Origin of the sequence: Wolbachia endosymbiont (group A) of Hedychridium roseum (assembly GCF_964028325.1) — a bacterium.
Taxonomy (GTDB): domain Bacteria; phylum Pseudomonadota; class Alphaproteobacteria; order Rickettsiales; family Anaplasmataceae; genus Wolbachia.
Genome location: NZ_OZ034755.1, coordinates 874,672 through 895,430 on the forward strand (window position 1 = coordinate 874,672; position 20,759 = coordinate 895,430).

At 34.2% G+C, this 20,759-nt stretch carries 21 protein-coding genes, 1 tRNA gene and 1 pseudogene; 12 read left to right on the forward strand and 11 right to left on the reverse strand.

Annotated elements, in window-relative coordinates; genetic code table 11:
• Positions 1-15 precede the first annotated feature (15 nt).
• Positions 16-1,734 (reverse strand): monovalent cation:proton antiporter-2 (CPA2) family protein, encoded by a 1,719-nt coding sequence (locus tag ABWU23_RS04205; protein WP_264688048.1) that lies wholly within the window; start codon positions 1,732-1,734, stop codon positions 16-18.
• Between the two features lie 5 nt (positions 1,735-1,739).
• Complete coding sequence (locus tag ABWU23_RS04210) at positions 1,740-2,312, reverse strand: thioredoxin family protein (RefSeq protein WP_353270847.1); 573 nt, start codon at positions 2,310-2,312, stop codon at positions 1,740-1,742.
• Positions 2,313-2,420: 108 nt separating this feature from the next.
• On the opposite strand from ABWU23_RS04210, the gene tmk reads away from it, so the two are divergent.
• On the forward strand, positions 2,421-3,023 hold the full coding sequence (gene tmk / locus ABWU23_RS04215; protein ID WP_253302246.1) for a dTMP kinase: 603 nt from the start codon (positions 2,421-2,423) through the stop codon (positions 3,021-3,023).
• A gap of 25 nt (positions 3,024-3,048) precedes the next feature.
• Here tmk and ABWU23_RS04220 read toward each other — a convergent pair whose 3' ends face one another.
• From ABWU23_RS04220 to ABWU23_RS04245, 6 genes and pseudogenes are all read right to left on the reverse strand, one after another.
• Positions 3,049-3,726 carry a hypothetical protein gene (locus ABWU23_RS04220; protein ID WP_264688046.1) on the reverse strand — a complete coding sequence of 226 codons (678 nt, stop codon included), beginning with the start codon at positions 3,724-3,726 and terminating at the stop codon, positions 3,049-3,051.
• A gap of 159 nt (positions 3,727-3,885) precedes the next feature.
• Entirely contained in the window at positions 3,886-5,718 is a 1,833-nt protein-coding gene (ftsH, locus tag ABWU23_RS04225; protein WP_353270848.1) for an ATP-dependent zinc metalloprotease FtsH, read from the reverse strand.
• A gap of 12 nt (positions 5,719-5,730) precedes the next feature.
• A pseudogene (locus ABWU23_RS04230) lies at positions 5,731-5,901 on the reverse strand (tRNA(Ile)-lysidine synthetase); the annotation flags it as partial.
• Between the two features lie 117 nt (positions 5,902-6,018).
• The gene (locus tag ABWU23_RS04235; RefSeq protein ID WP_353270849.1) at positions 6,019-6,942 is read right to left on the reverse strand and encodes an ATP-binding protein; all 924 of its coding nucleotides are present in this window, start codon (positions 6,940-6,942) and stop codon (positions 6,019-6,021) included.
• A gap of 207 nt (positions 6,943-7,149) precedes the next feature.
• Positions 7,150-8,436 (reverse strand): tRNA lysidine(34) synthetase TilS, encoded by a 1,287-nt coding sequence (gene tilS / locus ABWU23_RS04240; protein ID WP_264688043.1) that lies wholly within the window; start codon positions 8,434-8,436, stop codon positions 7,150-7,152.
• A 142-nt stretch (positions 8,437-8,578) separates the two neighbouring features.
• Positions 8,579-9,058, reverse strand: a complete 480-nt coding sequence (locus ABWU23_RS04245; RefSeq protein WP_265016724.1) for an OmpA family protein — start codon at positions 9,056-9,058, stop codon at positions 8,579-8,581.
• Positions 9,059-9,328: 270 nt separating this feature from the next.
• Between ABWU23_RS04245 and ABWU23_RS04250 the strand changes: the two genes are divergently transcribed.
• From ABWU23_RS04250 to ppa, 5 genes are all read left to right on the forward strand, one after another.
• Positions 9,329-10,744: a carboxypeptidase gene (locus tag ABWU23_RS04250; RefSeq protein ID WP_353270850.1), complete on the forward strand. Its 1,416-nt coding sequence runs from the start codon at positions 9,329-9,331 to the stop codon at positions 10,742-10,744.
• Positions 10,745-10,764: 20 nt separating this feature from the next.
• Positions 10,765-11,841 carry a rod shape-determining protein gene (locus ABWU23_RS04255; RefSeq protein ID WP_253309829.1) on the forward strand — a complete coding sequence of 359 codons (1,077 nt, stop codon included), beginning with the start codon at positions 10,765-10,767 and terminating at the stop codon, positions 11,839-11,841.
• A 317-nt stretch (positions 11,842-12,158) separates the two neighbouring features.
• A complete protein-coding gene (mnmA, locus tag ABWU23_RS04260) occupies positions 12,159-13,271 on the forward strand; it encodes a tRNA 2-thiouridine(34) synthase MnmA (protein ID WP_253309830.1) in 1,113 nt (370 codons plus the stop codon).
• A 107-nt stretch (positions 13,272-13,378) separates the two neighbouring features.
• Positions 13,379-14,599 (forward strand): hypothetical protein, encoded by a 1,221-nt coding sequence (locus tag ABWU23_RS04265; RefSeq protein WP_265016722.1) that lies wholly within the window; start codon positions 13,379-13,381, stop codon positions 14,597-14,599.
• Positions 14,600-14,669: 70 nt separating this feature from the next.
• The gene (ppa, locus tag ABWU23_RS04270; RefSeq protein ID WP_353270851.1) at positions 14,670-15,176 is read left to right on the forward strand and encodes an inorganic diphosphatase; all 507 of its coding nucleotides are present in this window, start codon (positions 14,670-14,672) and stop codon (positions 15,174-15,176) included.
• A 123-nt stretch (positions 15,177-15,299) separates the two neighbouring features.
• On the opposite strand, the gene ABWU23_RS04275 is transcribed toward ppa, so the two are convergent.
• The gene (locus tag ABWU23_RS04275) at positions 15,300-15,428 is read right to left on the reverse strand and encodes a hypothetical protein (RefSeq protein WP_265017222.1); all 129 of its coding nucleotides are present in this window, start codon (positions 15,426-15,428) and stop codon (positions 15,300-15,302) included.
• Between the two features lie 12 nt (positions 15,429-15,440).
• The gene (locus ABWU23_RS07275; RefSeq protein WP_410530046.1) at positions 15,441-15,584 is read right to left on the reverse strand and encodes a hypothetical protein; all 144 of its coding nucleotides are present in this window, start codon (positions 15,582-15,584) and stop codon (positions 15,441-15,443) included.
• A 99-nt stretch (positions 15,585-15,683) separates the two neighbouring features.
• Between ABWU23_RS07275 and ABWU23_RS04280 the strand changes: the two genes are divergently transcribed.
• From ABWU23_RS04280 to ABWU23_RS04295, 4 genes are all read left to right on the forward strand, one after another.
• A tRNA-Ser gene (locus ABWU23_RS04280) sits at positions 15,684-15,774 on the forward strand.
• 167 nt (positions 15,775-15,941) lie between these two features.
• On the forward strand, positions 15,942-17,087 hold the full coding sequence (locus tag ABWU23_RS04285; RefSeq protein WP_264688035.1) for a SurA N-terminal domain-containing protein: 1,146 nt from the start codon (positions 15,942-15,944) through the stop codon (positions 17,085-17,087).
• Positions 17,088-17,182: 95 nt separating this feature from the next.
• Positions 17,183-17,803, forward strand: a complete 621-nt coding sequence (locus ABWU23_RS04290; protein ID WP_253309835.1) for an oxidoreductase — start codon at positions 17,183-17,185, stop codon at positions 17,801-17,803.
• The gene (locus ABWU23_RS04295) at positions 17,787-18,338 is read left to right on the forward strand and encodes a 5-formyltetrahydrofolate cyclo-ligase (protein WP_353270852.1); all 552 of its coding nucleotides are present in this window, start codon (positions 17,787-17,789) and stop codon (positions 18,336-18,338) included. Before ABWU23_RS04290 ends, ABWU23_RS04295 begins: the two co-directional genes overlap by 17 nt.
• A gap of 53 nt (positions 18,339-18,391) precedes the next feature.
• Here the strand turns inward: ABWU23_RS04295 and ABWU23_RS04300 are convergent, their stop codons facing one another.
• Positions 18,392-19,288, reverse strand: coding sequence for a hypothetical protein (locus tag ABWU23_RS04300; protein WP_373457559.1), 897 nt, complete (start codon positions 19,286-19,288; stop codon positions 18,392-18,394).
• A 274-nt stretch (positions 19,289-19,562) separates the two neighbouring features.
• Here ABWU23_RS04300 and elbB point away from each other — a divergent pair, with 274 nt between their 5' ends.
• Positions 19,563-20,270, forward strand: coding sequence for an isoprenoid biosynthesis glyoxalase ElbB (elbB, locus tag ABWU23_RS04305; protein WP_253307279.1), 708 nt, complete (start codon positions 19,563-19,565; stop codon positions 20,268-20,270).
• A gap of 178 nt (positions 20,271-20,448) precedes the next feature.
• Positions 20,449-20,757: a hypothetical protein gene (locus tag ABWU23_RS04310; protein ID WP_253307278.1), complete on the forward strand. Its 309-nt coding sequence runs from the start codon at positions 20,449-20,451 to the stop codon at positions 20,755-20,757.
• Positions 20,758-20,759: the final 2 nt, after the last annotated feature.

Here is a 20,759-nt window from a genome sequence, read left to right on the forward strand (position 1 = left end):
AAATTAGAAAAGTAGTTATTCATCTTTATCACTACCAAGGTCTTTTAACATACTGTAATTGCCTTTTCTAAATCTACTTTTTAAAGACGTAACTCCACTTTCGCTAATACCACTGAGGCTCAGTGCAGCTCCACCTAGCTGCAATCCTATCTCAGATGTTTCAGGAATAATTTTACTAGCTCCTAGATCTCTATAAACCTCCACATTACTCAGATCTGGTAAGCGTATTACAATATTTACATGCGGAAAATTTGCAGCAACTAAGGAAACAACTTTTTTTATAGTAACTTCATTCTTTATTGAAATAACGAGAGCTTGAGCTCTTTCTATTCCTACTGATTTTAAAATTTCACATCTTGTAACATCTCCAAGATATATAGGAAAACTATCACTTTTTCCTTCTTTGACTATTTTTGATTGAATATCTACAACAACGTAACTTAAATGCTCTGCAGTAAGCATTTTTGTTACCATATATCCCACTCTACCAAATCCAGCAACTATTACATGGTTATAAAGATCTTGTGTATCTGTTTCAACAGCTTCATCATCTAATATTATTTTCTCAGTGCTAAATGAGTTTGCTATCCAATCTCCAAGCCCCGATAAAAGAGGAGTGAAAGCCATGGTTACTGTAGTTACCATCATAAGTACTTGAGCGATTTCACTTGGTAGCACATTTAGTTCATTTGCTAAGCGAAATAAAATAAACGCAAATTCACCGCCTTGTGAAAGTAGTAACCCAGCTTGTATAGCAGGTGCACTCTTAAACCCAAAAAATCTACACAATATATATATGATAGATGTTTTTAAAACGATAAGGATAATCGATAATAAAGTAATTAGTGGTAACTTGTTGAGTAAAAGTTCGGTATTGATAGACATACCAACAGTCATGAAAAATAAGCCAAGAAACAAATCTTTAAATGGCAATACTGCGTGTTCTACTGAGTGTCTGTATTCTGTTTCTGCAACTAACAATCCAGCGACAAATGCACCTAATGCCAACGATAAATGGAATTGCTCAGTAATAAATGCTGCTCCTAATACTATTAAAAGCGTTGTTGATATAAAGACCTCATTACTTTCCATTTTAGCAATAACCGAAAATAAAGGTCTAAGCAATAATCTACCAGTTATAAATATCAGCACTAATGCAATAGCTGCTTGCACCAATGAACCTGCCAATGAGCTTATCAGGCTGTGCTCAGAATTGCCAGCAAGTAAAGGTACCAATACTATTAATGGTACCACTGCAAAATCTTGCATTAATAGTACTGCTATTGACAACCTACCAACCTGACTTGCTTGAGAACCTTTTTCTTGCAGAACCTGCAACACTATTGCTGTTGAGGATAGCGCAAGCCCACCACCAATAACTGTTGCTATATTCGTATTCACTCCGAAAGCAAGAGCGATGCACCATATTGCTACCATGGTAACTATAACTTGAAGAGAACCGAACCCAAATACATGAATACGCATAGCGATCAGGCGTTCAAATGTCAATTCAAGGCCTATAATGAATAATAGGAAAACTACACCAAATTCTGCAAGATTATCCATTGCTTCAGCTGAGTGTATCAGATTAAATCCATGAGAACCAATAACTGCACCTGCAACGAAGTAACCGAGCACTGGACTAATATTCATTTTCCAGAACGCTATGACTATAAACACAGCAGCAGAAAGTAAAATTATAATATCAAACAAATGCTGAGAGCCACTGTGCATGATATTTAACCTGTAGAATTAGACCATTTAATTGAGCAGCCAATACTTGATTTTTGGTCAATTGGAGAATTACCAGTTTCTGCAATAAATTTCATAGCTTGAAATAAGTCACTACTTCCTATTTCATAGCTTTGAACCTTTTCTTTTTTTGTGTCATTAAAACGTCCACGATAGCAAAGGTTTAAATTGGAATTAAAGCCAAAAAAGTCAGGAGTGCAAACAGCCCCGTATTCTTTAGCTATTTTCTGTGTACTATCAATTAAATATGGAAATGTAAACTTATTTTCCTTGGCAAAATTAATCATATTTTCAAAGGAATCTTCTGGATATTCATTTACATCATTTGACATTATTGCAACGGTGTTTACCTGATAATCTTTTTTCAATTGATCAACATCGCTTACCAGATTGCTAATAATTGACTGAACGTAAGGACAGTGATTGCATATAAACATTACAATAAGACCATTTTTTCCACAACAGTCACTTAATGTATAGTATTTATTGTCTACTCCCAAAAGATTAAAATCTTTTGCAGTAAAACTAAAATCGACTTTAGGAGTATTCAGAGCAACCATAGACTATTATTATACCATATGTAATTTACGGTCTTATTATTTAAATGTCAAACGGTTTCTATGTATACTGTTTGCATATTCTTTTTTAGTATTATAATTATAAAACTTATGTTCATAACTTTCGAAGGAATAGACGGCTCTGGTAAAACAACACAATCTAAGCTACTTGCAAATCATTTTAAGCAAATTCACGGCGAAAATAATGTAGTGTCGACTCGAGAACCAGGTGGCACTGATTTTGCAGAAAAGATAAGAGGAGTGTTGTTAACAAATAATATTGATCCTATTTCTGAACTCTTGCTACTTATCTCGATGAGGCACGAACATATGAAAAAATTAATATTACCAGCTCTTGCAGAAGGGAAAATAGTGATTTGTGATCGGTTTATTGATTCAACCATTGCATACCAAGGATATGGGTTTGGAGTTGATTTAAAACTAATAGAAGATTTGCACAGGTTGGCTGGAGTTAGATATCCAGATATTACATTTATTCTAGATATTGATGTTAAAGTTGGGTTAAGTAGAGCGAAAGACAAGAATAAATATGAAGAAATGGATGTTAATTTTTATAATAAAGTTGGAAAAGGGTTTAAAGAAATCGCCATAAAAGAGCCCGTTAGGTGCCATGTCATCACTGAAATTGAAACAAAAAATGATAATCAAGTACACACTAAGATTATTGATAAAATCACTATTGCAAAGACTTAACTATATTTATTTAACCTCTACTAATTTAAACCGAACCTTTAACTTGTGATAGAAAATTATTAATTTTAGGTAACATTATTTCACATGAATAACTTTTTGTTTGAGTAGCTAAAAAATCCTGTATTTTGTCTGGATCTTCTTCACTTATTATCTTATATGCCCTTGTGAGGTTCATTAATTCACTTCTATTTTTTTTATTACTTACTTCAGTAATAGTAAAAAATTGATCAAAATGGTCTAAGAGGTCTTTATTTTTTATTGAAGACACAATATCGTCAATTTCTTTCACAGATAATGCAAGTTCGTGTGCTTTACTACGATCTTCAAAACAAAGATTAACAAGCGCGTTGCAAAACCTATCTCTCGTAGTACTTCTCACTTCTGCTAATAAGGATTTAATATTTTCTTGGCAATACACTCTCTTTACTGATTCAGCTGGTTCAACCATACCAAGAACATTCTTTACCAAAGATTTTTTTTCACAACTAAATATGAACATGTAATAACCCATAGATAGAGTAAAGAACAAGAATACGGCTGGGAGCAAAAATGGCACTAGTACATTTTGTGATACAGGAAAGAGAAACCAGACAGCAGTTGCTGCTGATACAACAAGAAATAGCCCTAATAAAGTTAATTGCGCTCTTTTTTTATACTTATGATCAATGACTGCATTTACACCAATAGAAGCTACGTCAACCATTACTCATACCTCATTAAACAGTAATACTAACTGAATGATAGCATTATCGTGATGAAAATGCAACATTATGAATATTCTAATACAATTTATATTGACAGTTACAATTCTGAATGTTTTATTGCAGCGTTAGCTGATTAGCATTTTAAGCTAGGGTCAGATCTAATAGAGAGAGGATTTTTTTATTTTCTCATTCTTCTCATTTTCCTCTCTAACAATTTTTTTTCCGCTTAATATGTCCTTTATTTCATCTCCTGTTAAAGTTTCAAACTCCAGTAGATTTTCGGCAATGAGATCTAAGCCTTTCTTATGCTTGGTCAAAATGTCTTTCGCTTTTTCATAGCAAGAAGACACAACTTTCTTCACTTCTTCATCTATAAGTTTTAACGTATCTTCAGAAATTATCTCAGAACCATGCATAGTTTGTTCGCGATTGTGATAGATCGGACCTATTTTGTCGCTCATTCCCCATTTTGTTACCATAGAACGTGATAAATCTGATGCTAGTTTTATATCTGAAGATGCGCCGCTTGTGACTTTATCATAGCCAAAAATTAGCTCTTCTGCCACACGTCCACCCATTGCAACAGTTATATCTGCTAGTATCTTTTCTCTTGTGAGGGACACTCTATCTGTTTCTGGTAGTCTCATAACTAAACCGAGTGCCTTACCGCGTGGAATAATTGTTGCTTTGTGTATAGGATCAGAAGCAGGCATATTAACAGCAATCATCGCATGGCCAGCTTCATGGTATGCAGTCAGTCTCTTTTCCTCTTCTGTCATAATGAGAGATCGCCTTTCCACACCCATCATCACTTTATCACGTGCATATTCGAAATCATCCATGGTAACAATCTTCTTGTTTCTTCTTGCAGCAATAAGCGCAGATTCGTTCACTAAATTTGCTAAATCAGCCCCTGAAAAACCAGGTGTTCCTCTTGCAACTGTTTTCACATTTACATCAGGGGCCATTGATATTTTCTTTATATGCGTATTTAATATTTTCTCGCGCCCATTTATATCGGGTAAAGAAATAGTAATCTGCCGGTCAAAACGACCAGGCCTAAGCAGTGCTGGATCTAAGACATCCGGACGGTTAGTCGCAGCAATTATTATTACGCCCTCATTAGACTCAAAGCCATCCATCTCAACTAATAACTGATTTAATGTTTGTTCTCTTTCGTCATTACCACCACCAAGACCAATGCCACGATGTCTACCCACCGCATCTATCTCATCTATAAAAATTATACAAGGAGCATTTTTCTTGCCTTGATCAAACATATCACGAACACGGCTCGCACCAACACCAACAAACATCTCAACAAAATCAGATCCAGAAATGCTAAAGAATGGCACATTAGCTTCTCCTGCAATTGCACGAGCAAGTAAAGTTTTACCAGTTCCAGGAGAGCCAATTAAAAGGCACCCTTTTGGTATTTTTCCACCTAATATTTGAAATTTTTGCCTTTGTTTAAGGAAATCAACGATTTCTACTAGCTCTTCTTTTGCTTCATCAATTCCGGCAACATCATCAAATGTTACTTTTTTCCCACTAGTCATGAGTCTAGCCCTTGACTTGCCAAAGCTTATAGTTCTGTTGCCCCCCGCTTGTGTTTGTTTAAGAAAGAATAGCAAAAAGCCAATAAAGATAAATGTTGGGACCCATGAGATAAGTAATCCACCAATTACGCTCATGGCAGAATCTCCAGTTGAAAAGGAGAATCTCACTTTTCTATCATGTAAATTTTTTATTAGGTCGCTATATATAACACCGCTTGAGTTGAAACTTGAACCATCCCTAAACTTGCCCTCAATGCTCTGGTTTTTTATGACAATATTTTCTACATCATTGTCTTCTAGTCTAGTTAAAAATTCCGAAAAAGGTATGGTTGTTTTACTTCTACCTACATTTCCGCTGAACTGAATATAAACAACTGAAATAAGAACAATAATTACTAACCAGATCAATAAGCCTTCTAAAAATTTTTTCATTTCTATTTCTAACTAAGTACTAATCAAGCTTACCAAATTTTGTTTTATCGTGCTATTAATAATGCATTGAACCTTATCGTCATTGGTATTTTTTTCGTTATAATTTACATCAGGATAAGCAAGCACCTTTCCATCTTTTTGTACTGTAGGCAAAGAATAAAAGACTTCAGGGCAGCAGTTGTAAATTTAAAAGGTGTATTTAATTGTGACCACCACTCAGTGTGTTTTTTTTCATGAACAATAATTAACTTCATCTGCTATAAATTCACGTACTAGTAAGTCCATTAGAATTCCTTGGAGCTATACTAAAAAGAGTCTGAACACATTTCCTACATTTGCTTCTTCATTCTCAGGCTTTTGAAATTCATCCTTAAGCTTTTCAAGTGCATTACTAACATCATTCATGGTAATAACGATTTCTTCTGTGTCCTCTTTTACAATACGATTTCTGGCAAAATCTTTTACAGAATTTACTAAATTAAATAAATCAGCTCCTGAAAAACCTTTAGTTCTACCTGCAAGTTCTGTAAGATCTAGATCTTCTGTTCTTGGTGTGTCCTTCATATAAAGATTTAATATTTTCTCACGTAGGTTTTCGTCTGGTAAAGGAATATTAATGTGCTTGGACAAACGACCACTCCTAGTGAGTGCAGAATCTAAAACACCCATACGATTAGTTGCAGCAATTACTATCACACCCTCTCTAGATTTGAAGCCATCCAATTCAGTCAATAACTGATTTAAAGTTTCTGTATACGCTTGATGACCATAACTGCTACCATCACAGCGCTTTTCACCAACAGAATCAATTTCATCTATAAAAACTATACAAGGAGCATTTTTTCTTGCTTTCTCAAAAAGCTTACGTATATTTCCTGGACCAGTGCCAACATACCGCTGAATAAACTCAGATGCAGAAACACTTATAAATGAAGATTTAGTTTCATTTGCAATTGCTTTAGCAAGCAAAGTTTTGCCAGTCCCCGGTGGACCATAAAAAATGTATCCTGTGTCTTGCGCATAATTTAGCTTTTCGTCTATTTCTATTTCCCTTTTTGACTGAAGTTTACAAATCTTTCTTAACTCTCGTCTTACATCGTCTGAAACTGCAACATCATAAAGTGTTACTTTTTGTTCATTCGTTACTTTAGGTGATGTCATTAGTTCATAAACAACAACACATATTGCCCCAAACACAAAAAGTACAGCTGCAGTACCTGCCACTACACAAGTTACTACAGCGGATTTTTAATGATAGGCATAAAAAGTATAGTGTCCGTAGCAGTCTTAATTCTAAGAAACAGAATATACATAAGATAAATAAAAGCAGCAATTGCTAAACATAACAAAGGGAAAATGAATTTAAAGAACTCTCGCCAAGTTATTTTCATTATAATCCCTCACTAAGATAAATTTTCATCATCGATCATACTATATCGATAATATAAGATTTTTTTGTATTATGCAACTAATAATGAATTGAACCTTATTACTATTGATGTCTTTTGTATCATGAATTACATCAGGATAAGCAAGTACCTTTCCATCTTTTTGTACTGTAGGCAAAGAATAAAAGACTTCAGGGCAGCAGTTGTAATCCTTCAGAAATTCAGGAACTTTTTGTGTTTTTTTTAATGGAGCGATGATAACTGAACACTCTTGATTTCCGAGTATTGTGCAGCTAAATCTGTTATCCCATTGAGTAGGTTCATTTAAAGGTAGGTTTACGGTAATTTCTTGTATCTTTGACGATTCTCTAATTATTAAGATATTTTCTCCATATTTTCTTATTTTGCACCCAGAAAGTGTACAGTTAACATTACTATCCTTTTGCAATATTTTATTAAATATCGCAATAAGGCTATTGTACCTTGGTTTATAATGTTTACTGGCAATTGCCATTATAGAGTAAAGAAGAAGCCTCAAGGCTATTTCCTCTGGCAATTGATAAAATTCACTTAGTTTAATTTCAATATAACCAAGATCATGAACATTAACACAGTCATTAAATGCAAGGCGTGTGTAGTGCATCAACGCTTTTGCAGCTCTTTTCATATGAAGGGCTGTGAGGCATATTCGCTCTGTTAAAATCTCTTGATTGTCACTTGCTTTAAGTAAGCTACGGTATAAAGTTCGCCTGTATTTTAAGTTATAGTTGCTTCTATCTTCGATCCATTTTAACCGGTGAAGCTTAGCGTACTTTTCTATTTCACTACGACTAAAATTTAACAATGGCCTAAATATATAAATACCATTTAAGAAAGATTTGTAATCCATTGATGATAATCCATCTACGCCACTACCTCGCTCCAATCTTAATAAGAACGTTTCTGCTTGATCATCTTTGTGATGAGCAACGAGCAAACATTTAACATTATTGTTTTTACAACACTCTGCTAGTAACTTATATCGTGCTTTTCGTGCCTGTAATTGAATATTACCTTTAATATTTTGCTTCTCCCAATTTAATATGAACGATTCCTTTGCTCCAAGTTCTTTTGCATAACTTGTAACAAAATCAGCTTCTTTTTGAGACTCTGAACGTAACCCATGATTTACTGTTAATGCTATAGGAAGTGAAAGCTTGTTTTTTTTTGCCCAGTTAGTCATTAAGTGCAGTAAGACTATACTATCTACACCACCTGATACTGCAACTGCGATTTGGTTATAGAAAGCAAAGCTATTAGCTATATTTTGAAATAATAACTCTAATTTCATTATGTTTCTTGATGGCAAGATAGTCTCTACGTCATACAGCGACTTATTTGTGGTATATATAGATCCCGCTAACAAGCAGCGGAATTGCTCTCTTTTGTCATCCCAGTGCTTGACACTGGGATCCAGGTTTTAATGCAAGAAACTATTTCTTTATTCCAGAAAATGAAAATTCCACTCTACGATTTTTAGCATGCTCTTTTTCATATTTAGAATTTCTAGAATCATCTTTTACATTAACCAAAGGCTCAGTTTCACCCTTAGAAGCAGTTTTTATTCTGTTTTCTATGTAGGGTGCACAACTAACCATAAATTTTTTAGCTGCATCTGCCCTTCTAGCGCCTAGCGCAAGATTATATTCATGAGAACCACGGTTGTCAGTATGACCAGTTAAAGTAACCTTCGCGTCAGGGTTATCTTGTAACACCTCCATTACGTTAAGTAATGCATCTGCGCTTACTTCAGTAATACTAGATTCATCATAACCAAAGAAAACTCTTTTATCACCTATCTGCTTAACAACAGAATTCATTTTATTTGTTGTATTTGCTCCTTTTTTTGGGCAAGAACTTACACCAGTAAGTAGCAAACAAAAACAGCACATTATAACCAGTCTACTCCACATTACTAAACCTCCATAAATTTTAAAATAGTGCGTAACTTTAATTTCAGTAGCTAATAATCTCTCCATATTGTAATATAGTCAAGAGAAATAAAATACTAAATACTTTTTCTACACCCTTACAATTAATTTTCTTATAATATGCTGGACTCTGAGTAGAAAAATCCAATAAAGGAATAAAAAGTACAATTTTTTATGTACTTTAAGCAAATATACTTTATTATTAATCTATTACGATATTAAAGAGATGTTTTCTAAAACAATGAACAAATTATGAAATCTTATAAGTTTTTAGAGGAAGTATTATATAGGGTAAAGAATATCGAAAATACGCTAAAAGTACTAAACCAAAGCCAATTGAATATAGAGGACAAAGTTGAACAAATGAGTCTTCTAGAAGAAATCAGACATGAAATTATCTCTCATGATACAATAAAGGAATCATTAGCAGATGCTCTTGGTAACAAAAAAAGTGCAAATACTCAGCAGCTAAAGTTAATAGAGAGAATACATAAAAGCAACAGTGCTGTTCCTATTGATTTAGTAAAGTCTTTATCCAAAGCTAAGGTTGAATGCCAAAATTTATGGAAACTATCTCATTCTGAAACCAGTAACTTAGAAAAACTAAAAGAACGTTTTACTGATTTAATCACACTCATTCGCGAAGTAGCTTCTATAAAATCGCAGCAATTAAAATGCTCAAAATACGACTCACTGCTTGCTGACTATGACTCTGATATCACAGAAAAGAATATAAGGGAAGTATTCCCCAAGGTAGGCAAATTTTTTAGCGAAAATGTGGATGAAATAATTGAAAAGCAGAAAAAGGATAAGGTTACTAATATACAAAGAGTTGCTACTCAGAAGCAGATTGAACTTGGCTCGTTATGTTTACAGCAAATGGGTATTGCACTAAATGAGATTCGTACTTCTTATTACTACCCTATAGATTATGATGAATCTGATTTTTGTTATGGTTTATTTTCACTTTTACGGCATAGTGGTTATGCGATTTATCAAAAATGTTTAGCGCAAAATTCTATAAGTAGCCCAATTACGAGACATGTTATGTATGAAACTCAAGGGTTATTCATGGAAAGGATGATTGGAACATCCAGAGAATTTATTGAGTTCATTCAACCACACATAAAAGAGAAATTTGCTATAAAAGGCAAAACTAATAGCAGTGTTGAAAATTTGCACTTGGTTTTCAATGAAATAAACCTTTCCTCTTCTTTAAAGAACGCAGATGAATTTAGTCTGTTAGCTCATATTATGTTGAGAACTAGGTTAGAACAGGATATAATAAATGGTACACTGGAAGTTAAGGATCTGCACGATGCGTGGCTGGAAGGTATGAAGCACTATAAAATTCCAGTAAAAGCTAAAAATGAGCTGGACACTTATTTTCAAGATGAATATTGGGCAAGCGGTGTTATGGGCTACTTTCCTATAAAAATTATTGCTTTAATTGCTGCTGTGCAGATTTTCTCTTTCGTTAAAAAGAATCATTACGAATCATTAAGTGCTATAATAAAAGGAGATTTTATTTTACTTATCAGTTGGTTATCTCAAAATATATACAGTGCAAAGTGTGGCCTGGAACTGCTAAAAAAAGTAACAGGCAAGGGTTTAGACGTTGAGTGTGTTACTTACTACCTATCTGAAAAGTATAATTTGTCTCAATAAATGGTTTTCTTGAGTTATGTATGAATTTTGTTCGAAAATTGACCGGAAAGTTTTATAGCCTTTTTACTTTCAAAGGTTTGTTTGCTAGCGATATTGCCATAGACCTTGGTACTGCAAACACTTTAGTTTATCAGAAAAATCAGGGAATAGTGCTTGATGAGCCTTCAGTTGTAGCAAGAGTAAAAGAAAAAGGAAGCTACGTTCCTTATGCTTTTGGTAAAAAAGCTAAAATGATGCTTGGAAAAACGCCTGGAGAAATAGAGGCGATAAGGCCCTTAAAGGATGGAGTTATTGCTGATTTTAAAAGTGCGGAAGAAATGCTAAAATATTTTATACGCAGTGCAAACACAAAATTCACTGTTAATAAACCTAATATTATCATATGCGTTCCATCTGGATCCACACCAGTTGAAAGGCGTGCTATACAAGATGCAGCAGAAAGTGCTGGTGCAAATGAAGTATTTTTGATTGAAGAACCAATGGCTGCAGCAATCGGAGCTGGGCTCCCAGTTACTGAACCTGAGGGTTCTATGATCGTTGATATAGGAGGCGGTACAACTGAAGTTGCAATTATTTCTTTAGGCGGAATTGTTTATTCACGTTCTGCCAGAGTAGGTGGCGATATTATGGATGAAGCAATAAAATCGTATATTCGTGAAAATCATAAGTTATTAATCGGTGAAACAACTGCTGAAAAAATTAAGAAAAACGTAGGTTCAGCCAGTCTGCCAGGTGAAAATAACAAAGAGGGAATGATAATTAAAGGCAGGGATTTAGTGAGTGGCATGCCAAAAGAAATGCTTTTATCAGAATATCAAGTTGCAGAGAGTTTAATAGAGCCTGTACATCAGATAATTTCTGCTATTAGGACTGCACTGGAGAGCACTCCACCTGAACTTTCTTCTGATATAGTCGATAGAGGAATAATTTTATCCGGTGGTGGTGGATTATTGCGTAACTTGGGCAAAGTTATCAGTGAAACAACAAAATTACCAGTTCGTGTTGCAGATGACCCACTTTGTTGTGTTGCCTTGGGTAGTGGAAAAGTGCTTGAAAACATGGATTATTTTGGCCATGTTTTATTCAAGCAAGATTAAATTGTTTTTGAAGGTAGTTTATCGAATTGTTTTGATGGAATTATGTAATATAAATGAGATCCCAGTGTCACGCACCAAGTAATTTGAAGGCAACTTCCAGCAGGAAAGGGTGTCATCCGAGTAGCTGACACTGGGATCCAGGAAACTTAATTACAAATAAATATGCTGTTTTAATGAATTTGCATAAATAGACACTAGATTCCAGTGTCAGCTACTTTCATGACATCATCTACTATGTAAATTGCCCCCAAATCAAAACGTTTGCACAGTTGTATGTTGGAATGACACAAGATTTGCGTTTATAAATTAAGGCGATTATGCTAAAAGAATTTAAAATTGAACCTCTGCTAAAAGATAGAGCTCCGCACCAGACCAAGGCTATTGTTGCAATGTCCGGGGGAGTTGATAGCTCCGTTGCTGCAGCACTGCTATATAACTTTGGGTACCAGGTGATAGGTGTGACTCTTCAACTCTATGGCACCGACGGTAATGCTAACGCAAGAAAAGGTGCATGTTGTGCTGGACAGGATATTTACGACGCTAAGCGCGTGGCTGAAAGTGTTGGCTTTCCTCACTATATTTTAAACTACGAGGAAATATTCAAAAAGGAAGTAATAGAGGATTTTGCAAGTACCTATATGCGTGGGGAAACTCCCATACCATGCGTAAGATGTAACCAAACGGTAAAATTTCGTGATCTATTGCAAGTTACAAAAAATCTTGGTGCGGATGTGCTTGTAACAGGACATTACGTGAGAAGATTAGAAAAAAATGGTGAGGTAAAGTTGTGCAGAAGCATTGATAAAAGTAAAGATCAAAGCTATTTTCTATTTGCTACAACAAAGGAGCAGTTGAAGCTTTTGCGATTTCCACTAGGTGGGTTCTATAAAAGTGATATAAGAAAATTAGCAAAGTATTTCAGCTTACAAATTTCTGAAAAGCCGGACAGTCAAGATATATGCTTTGTTTCCGAAAGCTATAGTAAAACAATAGCTAAATTAGCTCCACAATCTGTACAGAAAGGTAAAATAGTGGATGTTAATGGAAAAGTGCTAGGCGAGCACAGTGGCATAGTAAATTTTACAGTGGGGCAAAGAAAGGGCTTGGGTATCGCACACAATGAACCTCTTTATGTGATAAAAATTAATACAGAAAATAATGAGGTTATAGTAGGTCCGATCAACGCATTAATGCAAAAAAAAATATTGATCAAGGAGTTAAATTGGTTAGAACAACCAAAGGAAGGTATGGAAGTAACTGTGAAGCTGAGATCATCACATGCGGGAAGTTTAGCAACAATACATTCAACTGACGAAAAAAATAAAGCCTGTGTCATTTTAAACGACGATTACTTTGGCATCAGTCCAGGTCAAGCCTGTGTGGCATATAAAGGTGAACAAGTTATCGGTGGAGGATGGATATGCTCTTAACTGGGTGGCTTAATTTTTTTATGCAGAATGTAAACGTACAATAATATTTATTGCTATTTTACCCTATATCGCTTATACTATAAAGTAGAATATTATAGGTTTTAGCAATGGTTAAGGAAGTTGAAGAACTAATAAAAATTGTTGGTAAGGGTAATTTATTAGAGACTTTGTTTATTTTTTTAGGTGGCTTTCAACATGCCGACTTAGATCGTAGTATGGACTGCAGAAATCATTTTGGTTTGTCTGCATTCATTAAAAAAGAGGGGGAGCCATTAGATGAATATTTTAACTTAAAGTTTAGTCTACAAGGGCTGTTTTTAATTTATGCTCAAGCTTATAAGATACTTAGTGAAAACAACAACCTGAATACTAAAGATGTCATAGATAAAATATATGAAGTTATTAAAGGGTCTGAGTTAAATAGAGATATAAATGAAGTAGTAGAAGTAGATGGAAGTAAATTAGATTTACTTAACATCTTAGCAAATCCAAAGAGAGAAGCAATATTTAAAACAGAAAAAGATTTTGAAAATAAAGTACTTATTGGTGTTAGAAAGTTACTAAATGAAAAAACTACATTAAACAAATATGACAGAGAATTTGCATTAAATAAGTGCATTATCAGCAGCTATTATTCCATTCATGACATAAAAGCAGATAAAGATATAGCATTGTTCTTTTCTTTGGGTGGTCACTATAAAGAACTTTCGTCATCTAACAAAACAGTAAAAAGAGAAGTATTAGAGATATGTGAGAATCAGTTAATAGCGCATTATACAATGTTCTTAGCTAAAGCACTACATATGATCAAGTTATCAAGTAGAGATAAATATACAATCGACCATGAGAATGTGGATCGACAAGAGAAAGAATTAAAAATGGATGGATTAATATATCCTATAAATACAAAAAACACCCTAGAGCAACTGTTAAAAAACCAAAATAGTGATGAATTTGAACAATTAGTAACGAGCCCTAAAAATATATACTACTCAGTGCCACAAGAAGAGAATAAATGTAGGCCAAATTTCATTGTCAGCAAGAAAAAAGAAAAAGACCATAAAAACACAGTCTGTAAACTTATTTTGGGTATGTTTGTATTATCTGTTGGGTTATATGTTGCTGATTATTTCCTTATGGAGCAAAAATTGTTCAACTCAATAAAAAATGTTTTGCCACAAGACAACCTTACTAACTTGATAGTTGGTGCGGTGCTTACTATTGTAATAGTATATGCTTTATTTCAATTATCACAGAAACCACCACTTTCAACAGTCAATGGAATGACGAATGAAAATTTAGAATCGCTCCATGCAAAACAAGCTTAGAACTACATAAATGTAGCAACTTAAAAGTACATATTGTATAATGCTTATTCTTAAGTTAAGAAGGTAATTTATGGATTTAAGTAAAATAACAGCGGTACCAAATGCGGTGAATGTGGTAATTGAAATAAGTGCAAATGCTGAGCCTGTAAAGTATGAATTTAATAAAGAGCTTGGGTTGTTACAAGTTGACAGATTTTTGTCTACCTCAATGACTTATCCTTGCAATTATGGGTTTATACCAAATACCTGCGCAGGTGATGGTGATCCTGTGGATGTTTTGGTGCTAACTCAATTTCCCTTAGCATCTAGTGTTTTAATATCGGTGCGTCCAATAGGCGCATTACTCACTAAAGATGAAAAAGGAGAAGATGAAAAGATATTAGCTGTGCCTGTTTCCAGTGTTGATAGCTATTATGACAATATAAAGGACTATTCTGACTTATCTAAAAACCTACTAGATAAAATTGCTCATTTCTTTTCTCATTATAAAGATCTAGAAAAGGGAAAAACGTTAGCAGTTGGAGAATGGGTTGGTGTAGAAGAAGCAAAGAAAATCATTGAAAAAAGCAGAAATTAGTTTTTGTTGATTTATAGCTAAAGTGGCTTAGGTTTGCCTACAATTTGAAAAACAACAAATTCGTCATTCCGCTACTTGTTAGCGGAATCTATGCTGAGATACCGCGCACAACTGTACGAACATTCATTCTTGAAGGTAAACTGCACAGCAAATGGTGTCATTCCAGTGCTTGACACTGGAATCCAACCTTGCCGTAATCTCATCAAGAACGTTGTGTTTTAACATAAGACCAGCCACTTTTATGCTTACCAACTTAGTGCCCAATCAAAATTTCTGGATCCCAGTGTCTGGGCACTGGGATGACATTCTTCTGGTAGGCTCAAATTGTAATGTTCGTACAGTTGTGGAATGAATTGCGGTATGACGTAGGGAAACCTTTCTTGGGTTAGCTATAGATTTTTGTACCACAGATCTAAAAATTACAGTTGTTCGGAAAAATGTTGCTGTTAAAAGCATTAGACAGGCGGTAGAGGTCTTGGTATTATATAATCTTTAGGTTCTAAATTTGGAAGGGTGGCCGAGCGGCTGAAGGCGGCGGTTTGCTAAACCGTTATACGATTGAAAAGTCGTATCGAGGGTTCGAATCCCTCTCCTTCCGTATACTGTTTTAGCACGGTCTGAATTCGCTATATTGGCATGTTTTTAGCCTGTTTACCTGATCTTGTTGCAATGGTTTTTATTTCCGTCTTTGCTTAGATAGCTATTAAAAAGTTGGCTAGCGTTGACTCAGTATTTATTATAGAATTGGTTGTTAACCTTACTTATATGCATAAAATACTAATTTTACTGTTGATAGTGTTGCCACTTAGGTTGCTTGCAACCGAGATTGAAATTGTTGCAGATGTAAATGGTGAGCCAATTTCAAATTTAGATATCGAAAAACGCATCAACTTTATAAATTCATTGTTTGGCACTCAAAGTGTTAATCAAAAAGAAGCAAAACCTCAAATTCTTAGGGAGCTAATAGACGAAATTATCATTATCAATGAAGCACAGAGGCTGAATATAAAATTGAGCAACGAGGAGTTAGATAATGCTATCATATTATTTTTAACCCAAAGTTTTAAACTTAAGGCTAATGAAGTTGATCAATACATAAAAAAGCATAATATAGATCTTAGTATTTTAAGAAAACAAATAAAATGTCAGTTACTATGGAGCAAAATTATTGAAGTAAGAATTGTGCCATTTATTAATATAAGCGATAAAGAAGTAGATGATGTAAAAAGGCAAACAGAAAAGCCGGATTATCTTATCACGTTCCAAGAGTTTATAATTCCTGATCAAAAAGACAAGGATGTTTATGGCATAGCTGAAGATTTAGTAAAAAAATTACGTAATAGTAATAACCCGGAATCTCCAATAAAGATGCGTAAAGCAACAGTTAATTTAAGTCAGCTCAAAGATAAACTTAAGAGCGTTTTAGAAAGACTAGAAACCGGCGATATAGCAGGTCCATTCAGTTTCAGTGAAGGTTACTCTATTATAAAAGTCATAGACAAGGTACAACTTAATTATGCACTGCTGGAAAGCACTTTAAAATTAAAACAGATTGTGGTTGAGGGTTCAGAAAGTTTATTGGATAATTTTCAAGAGCAAAAGGTCAATTGTTTAAATTTTGACAAATTAGCAGATGATTTTAAGTTGCCAAACGCAAAAGAGTTTGAAATAAAAATGCGAGATTTAAATCCTGATTTACAGATTTTATTTAGTAAAACAAGTGTGAATGAAATAGTAGAATTAAGAGAAAATGGCACTGCAAAGTTAATGATGTTGTGTGATATCAAGAGTAATGCAGCGGATATAGAAGCAATTAAACAGCAGATGTACCAACAAAAGATTATGATACAAAGCAACTTGTTATTAGATGATATGCGTAAAAATTCAGCTGTCAGTTATCGGTATAGTTGAAGTCAGAGAGTGTCCTTGTCTCTGTCTTTGTGTACGAAAATTACTTTGTTCTATAAAATTTCAAAAAATTTGAACAAATATAGTTAAAATAGCACATGAAGAATATAATGCTAATTGGTGGTGGAGTTGGAAATGCAGTATTATTTTCGATAGGGAAGGCGTGTCTTGAAAATAATAATAAGGTTTTGTACTTTGCTGGCTATAAGAAATTAAGTGATGTATTTAAACGAGCACTGATAGAGCGTGCATCAAATGCAGTAGTTTGGGCATGTGAAGAAGGATTGATAGAAACAAGCAGAGATCAAGATAAATCCTTTCATGGTAATATAGTTGATGCAATAGTCTCTTATCAACAAGGAAGATTAGGTATTAATTTAAACACTATAGATAAAATTATCACTATTGGTTCTGATAAAATGATGAAAGCTGTGAATGAAGCTAGAAAAACAATTTTAAAGCCATATCTGAAGTCAAGTCACATAGCAATATCGTCAGTTAATTCTCCTATGCAGTGTATGATGAAAGAAATCTGCGCTCAGTGTGTTCAGCAACATATAAATACGGAAACAGGAGAAAGGAGTTTTGTTTATAGTTGCAGTAATCAAGACCAGGATATGGAATTTATTGACTTTGATTTTTTAAGTGAGCGCTTAAAGCAAAATAGTTTACAAGAAAAACTCACTGCGAAATGGATAGATCATGTTCAAAGATATTAAACAGCACAAAAAGGAAATAAGAGAGCAATATAGAGCTATAAGAAAAGATATTGATGAAAGTTATTCCAGTTATGCGGCAAGTTCCCTTATTAATCTCTTTAATCAGAACTTAAGTTACGTTAAAGGCAAAACAATTGCGGCTTACGTTCCAATGGATGGGGAAATAAATGTTGTCCCTTTGATGTGTCGTTTGCTCTATTTAGGTTATAAAGTAGCAATTCCTGATAAAAATCAGTTGATAAGATTTGAGGGATGGAACGAAACAAATGAAGATGTAATTCCCGACACAATCATTACTCCTGTTGTTGCTTTTGATGATCATTTTAATAGATTAGGTTTTGGCGGTGGTTGGTATGATACAATGATAAAAAAATTACGGCCGCTTGGAAAAATATTTATAGGTGCAGCCTATGAGAAACAATATTGTAAAGATTTACCTGTAGAAAAACATGATCAAAAATTGGATATTATAATCACTGAGATGTGTGTTAGATGTGGAGGTGGATTGCTCAAAAAAGTGGATAGAAAGGAGTAGCGTAACCCCACTTTCTGATAGTAATTTTTGCGTCAAAATGCTCCTCAAATGCATCAACCCGGTCCTGTGATTCCTTCTTCACTCACTCGTTCAGCACTTGAACTACCTAATTGAGAATCTGGCTTCATTTCCTGAGCTTTCTCATTAACTTTTTGTTCTACATCTTCTATTTTACCGTTACCAATAGCCATAATTGCAGGTTGAAATTTATTTATAAGATCATTAAGTGCTTTCATATCTGCTACATGAGTACTGAGGCCCTTTTCCAGAAGTCTGCTCATATCATCTTCTGAAAAATTTTGAATGGTTCCATTCTTTACTAACTCTTGTATAGCAGATCGCTGCCTTTCATTTTGAAGCATTTCTAATATTTTTTTCCCATCATCAAGACCTTTTTTAGCGTCAACGCCTTCGTTATCTTTAAGACTAATGTTTGCAATAGTTTCAAGCACGTTTGTTCTTAATCTACTAAAGTTATTCTCTCTTGCTTGAACTGTAGGTAATTTATCTATTAAATCCTTATATGAACTTTTCACTGCTTTTCCTGCTTCAATCGCTCCTTCTTTTATTTTTTCCCCTGCCTTTCCTATACCTATTCCTACATAACGCGCTCCAATAGCTACAAGCGCTATTAATGTAGCAAGCACAATAAGCGGAGAAAATGCTACTCCCAATACTATTGCTGTAGAAGCTATTCCAATTTTTTTATTTGCAGATGCTGATTTAAAATAATTGACTAGATTGTCCAGCGGACCTTTATTATTATTTATAACATTACTTATTGCTTGCTGATTAACAGATTTTAACGCCTCTTCTATTATTTTTGAGTCAACGTTTTCAGAAGTTAACCCTTTAAGTGCTTCTTCAATGAATTTTATAAATAATTCTTTGTTTACCTCCTTTTGCAAGCCTTGGTCATTAATCGCTAAACCTAAATCTTTGAGATTCATCCCTTTAACTTGTTCTGATAGGGCTTCAAACAACTTCCCTTTTTCTTCCTGTGGGAATTGTGCGATGCTTTCTATTATATCTGAAATAGCTTTTCTTAGTTCTTGGTAGTCAGTTTCATTATCAAAGAACTCAGCCACATTTTACTCCATTGACTGTAAATATGCCTAATTATACATACTAATTATTAATTATATCATAATTGATATAACATACCCCTTTCCAAATATAGAATTTGTATTAAAATATCTAGATTATATGAAATCAAGGTACTTTATGGGTGAAAAAAAATTAAAAGCTGCTGTGATTTTATCAGGGTGTGGTCACCTTGACGGTGCAGAGGTAAGAGAAGCGGTTTTAAGTCTGCTTGTGCTTGATCAGCAGGAAGTGGATGTTAAATGCTTTGCACCTGACATCAATATCACACAAGTTATGAATCATAAAACAAAGGAGGCAGTGAAAGAAAAAAGGAATGTACTTGTAGAAGCAGCAAGAATCGCAAGAGGCGAAATATATGACTTAAAAGAAGCCAAAGCTGAAAATTTTGACATGCTAGTCGTACCTGGTGGATACGGGGTTGCGAAAAATTTATCTGACTTAGCTGAAAATAAAGACATGGTGACAGTAATGCCTGAATTTGAAAGATTAGTTTCAGAATTTTTTGTCACAAAAAAGCCAATAGGAGCAATATGCATATCTCCAGCCGTAATTGTTTCAATTTTAAGTAGCAAGATAGGTAAAGAAGAAAGTGAGATTAAGGTAACTATAGGAGATGACAAAGAACAGTTGATAGAGAAGCTTGGCGGCAAACACATAAAGTGCGATACAGGGTTATCAATAGAAGACGAAGAGTATAATGTATTTTCCTGTTCTGCTTATATGCGTAGCGACGAAAGTACATACTCTGTATATCAAGGGATAAAGCATATGATTGACAGTATGGTAAAAAAGATTAACAAAAAAACTAAACAACCATTCCTCTAAGATGTAGTAATTTAGACTTCCTTACACAATTAACTGTTGAACTTTACATTCCTAGCTGTATTATGGTTATATAGCTAAGAGACCTAGGTTTACTGACTATTACTTGTTAGTGGTATGGCGTAGGGCTGCACTAGCTATATATATTTAGCTCTTTTTTTATAAACGTAAGGTATTTTATATGTCAGACCTTTTCTATATTGAAACTACGTGTTGTATGGACGGTCAGTGTGATGTCTATACAGGGGAAGTGAGTTTTAATGATGTTATGTTAGGCAAGTTCAGTCTAAATTCGTGCAGCGGGAAAGAAGCTATGATAAATCTAGACGTTATTACATTCGATATTAATATCGCTATTGATGGTCAAAATGGAAAGACAATAGAAAGAGACCTTAAAGGTCTTGAATTTGTAACTAAAGATGATGGTTCTTGGTATATTAATAAGAATTTTGGTAATGATAGATTTGAAGTTATAGTAAAGCAATCATAATT